6 protein-coding genes are annotated in these 2,901 nt (G+C 53.7%); all 6 read right to left on the bottom strand.

What is annotated here, in order from left to right; translation table 11 throughout:
* Nucleotides 1-230: 230 nt before the first annotated feature.
* Nucleotides 231-743: a hypothetical protein gene (locus MVC73_RS06435; RefSeq protein WP_297508552.1), complete on the bottom strand. Its 513-nt coding sequence runs from the start codon at nt 741-743 to the stop codon at nt 231-233.
* Between the two features lie 10 nt (nt 744-753).
* Nucleotides 754-1,194, bottom strand: a complete 441-nt coding sequence (locus tag MVC73_RS06440; RefSeq protein ID WP_297508556.1) for an ArsR family transcriptional regulator — start codon at nt 1,192-1,194, stop codon at nt 754-756.
* 67 nt (nt 1,195-1,261) lie between these two features.
* Nucleotides 1,262-1,828 carry a nicotinamide-nucleotide adenylyltransferase gene (locus tag MVC73_RS06445; RefSeq protein ID WP_297508559.1) on the bottom strand — a complete coding sequence of 189 codons (567 nt, stop codon included), beginning with the start codon at nt 1,826-1,828 and terminating at the stop codon, nt 1,262-1,264.
* On the bottom strand, nt 1,821-2,258 hold the full coding sequence (locus tag MVC73_RS06450; RefSeq protein ID WP_297508562.1) for a type II toxin-antitoxin system VapC family toxin: 438 nt from the start codon (nt 2,256-2,258) through the stop codon (nt 1,821-1,823). Before MVC73_RS06450 ends, MVC73_RS06445 begins: the two co-directional genes overlap by 8 nt.
* Nucleotides 2,251-2,451, bottom strand: a complete 201-nt coding sequence (locus MVC73_RS06455; RefSeq protein WP_297508565.1) for a hypothetical protein — start codon at nt 2,449-2,451, stop codon at nt 2,251-2,253. The genes MVC73_RS06450 and MVC73_RS06455 overlap by 8 nt, the downstream gene beginning before the upstream one ends.
* Nucleotides 2,452-2,537: 86 nt before the next feature.
* The coding region (locus MVC73_RS06460) for an SAM hydroxide adenosyltransferase (protein WP_297508568.1) at nt 2,538-2,901 on the bottom strand (364 nt) is incomplete at its 5' end.

Raw genomic sequence — 2,901 nt, forward strand, 5'->3', positions numbered from 1 at the left:
AATCTACTCCATCCAACGCTTTCGGGTTATACCTTTCAACTCTTTAAGGTTAAAATTCTTCAGGGGATTGAATTCCTTCACCAGCTCCTTGACGAGCTCTTCCGGAAGGCCCCCGTCCCTAAGGCCCTTCCGAAAGGCCCGCTTGCCCCGGTTTATGGCCCGGAATATGCCGGCCACCTGAAAGGCTATCCTCGGAAGGTGAAAAAGGAGACGAAAGACGGAACGGAGGATCACTCCTCCCGCTCCCCCCCATGGTCAAACTTTCTGAGCGGCTTCGGTGTTTCGGGGGACATTGGAGGGGCCGGGGGGTGAGGAGCTCTGCCCTTCATTAGTTCCGTTAGTGTCTCAAGGAGGACTTTTGGAGCGTTGATGCTCTGCATGTACTCCTTGGTCAGCTCGGTCGCTGTTTCCTTGTCCATTCCGGCCTCGACGAGGTTCTTGTAGAACTCGGCCACGCTCTTGCCCATGGCCTGCATCTTCTCCGGGCTGTAGAGCTCGCTCAGGAGATCTTTAAGTGGCTCAAGGATGTCCTCTATCATTGGCCCTATCTTGTCCATGAGCTTCGCCGCCTGTTCGATGTCCCTGTCGCCGTAGTAGGCCTCTATGAGGTCCTCCACCATATCGACTTTCTTCTCAAGGAGCTCAACCTCCTCCTCGCTCCTGGCGTTCCTTATCTCCTCGACAAGCTCCTCAAGGAGCTTCTCCAGCTGGGCCGGGGCCTTCTTTTCGGTTTCCTCCACCATATCAACCACCTCAATAATCGTTAGTCTGCTCAAACCTAATCGGCATTCCGATCAGCTCTAACCACCTTTTGACCACGTCCCTGGAGAGGGTGTAGGTTTTACCCCTCTTTGCCGGAACTTCCCTGACGATGCCCAGCCTCTCAAGCTCCTCCAGCTTTGCCCGCACGGTGTTGCGGGAGCCCTTACCCCGCCTGCCCCTCAGCTCGCGCGTTATCTGGCTCACGTTGGCCCTTCTGAGGTCGAAGAGTATCTTTACTATCTCCCTCGCTATCGGGTCGTGCTTTATCTCCGGGATAACAACGTCTATACCCAGCCCGCCGTACTCGGCGTAAACGTTGAGGAGCCTGAGGTATGCCCTGGCCATCTGAGAAACTATCTCAAAGCTCGTCTTCATTACTTCGAGGGCCTTTTTGAGCTCCTGGACTTCCCTGGCCAGTTCCTCATCGGGCATGATGGTTGTTTGTCTGCTCAAACCTAAAGGGTTTCCGGTCAGGGATGAGCAGATGAGAGAAAAGATATCAAAACTCCGGAATCCTTATTGGCGCCTGAAGCTCCTTCTCGTTCTTCTCGAGGTTAGTCGCAAGCATCTGAATCCTCTCGACGCCGTGGATTTCCTTTATAAACTCGGCCACGCTCTTGGGCACAAGCTCCTCCCAGGGCTCGCCCTCCACCATGCGCCTCCTGATTTCCGTTGCCGAGAGGATGTCCTTACGGAACATTGGCTGAACGATAACTTCGTAGCCCTTCTCGCGGAATAGCTGGGCGACGAGCGAGTTTCCAGTGAAGACAACGTCGAAGCGGGGCACCATGCTCACCACGTAGGTCGCCCAGATCGCGTTGAAGTTGATGTCCGGGAGCGGGATGAGGTAGTACCGCTTGTCGGCGAGGCCCGCCTCGTTCAGGGCCCGGATCAGCATCTCCATCCTCTCGCTCGTCGTGAAGGGGTTCTTGAGCGTATGGCTGGCCTGGGCGCTTCCAATCCCGATTATAACCTCATCTACCTGGGAGAAAACAAATTCAAGGGCCTTAATGTGGCCGTTGTGGACAGGCTGAAAGCGGCCGACGAAGAGACCTCTTTTAATCATGTGTTTCACCTCCAACCAAGGGTATTCCTTCGAATTTGACGGCATCTACGAAGTCGGAATCAAGCGTCACCAAGGTTATCCTATAGAATTTCGCCGTGGCGAGGATTATTGCGTCGTTGGGGAGGAGAGCATGTTTCATCATCATTTCAAAAGCAAGGTCGCTTACCTCCTCCGTTAGAGGGAGCTCTGAGAAGTTCTCGCGCAGGAAAGTGTGGAGCTTGGAACTCTCTTTCCGATGCTTAAGAATTTCCTCTCTGTTGCCCCGTAACGTGCGGTAGCTTTTCCCGGTGATGTTCTTCAGGAATATGAAGAGCATCTCGCTGAATACCATGGAGTTTATGAACTTTGGGCTGTTCCCAAGGTCGTTCAGCACTTCCCTCGCCCTGGGATTTCCCTTGAGGGCCTCAAGGATTACGGAAGAATCAACCAAATAGCTCCTCATACAGCTCCAACCTCATCTCTTTTGAGGACTTCTCCGAGGGCATAATTCCAAAGACGTCATCCAGGGTAACGGAGGGCTTTTTCTTCAGCTTCAAAAGGCCCGCCGTCAGGGCTTCCAGCTCCTTTTTAAACAGCTCCTCCATCCCATCGGGAACGGAGACTTTCACGGTTATCTCACCCATCGTCTCACCATCCCAATCTGGGGGTTTTAAGTTGATAAACCTTCCCAACCTGGCTTGCCTCCGAATTCCAAGCTAAAATTTCGGCTTCACTTAACGAGCCTCACCCTCACCTCGTCCCCGACCCTGAGGGCGAGCTTTTCAGCGGCACTCCCCCGATTGATGGCTATCTCGAGGTAGTCGTGGCTCCCTGGCAAAGCCAAAAGCTCTCCGGGCGTAACCTGGCCGTAGGTCTCGCGGTAGGGAATTCTGAGGCCGAAATCTGGAAGCTCAACTGCTTTTGGTTTTTCGTAGTTCTCGAGGTTCAGTATGACGTTGCCGAAGTTGTCGACGTAGATGACCTTGAGATGCCAGAGATCGTCCTCTTTCTTTGGCTCGAGGTCTAGCTTAATCAGGCTCTCGAGTGGGATTTCCTCGGCGAACTCTTCCGGAGAGATTCCTTTCTCGATGAGC

The organism is Thermococcus sp., assembly GCF_027052235.1.
Lineage (GTDB): Archaea > Methanobacteriota_B > Thermococci > Thermococcales > Thermococcaceae > Thermococcus.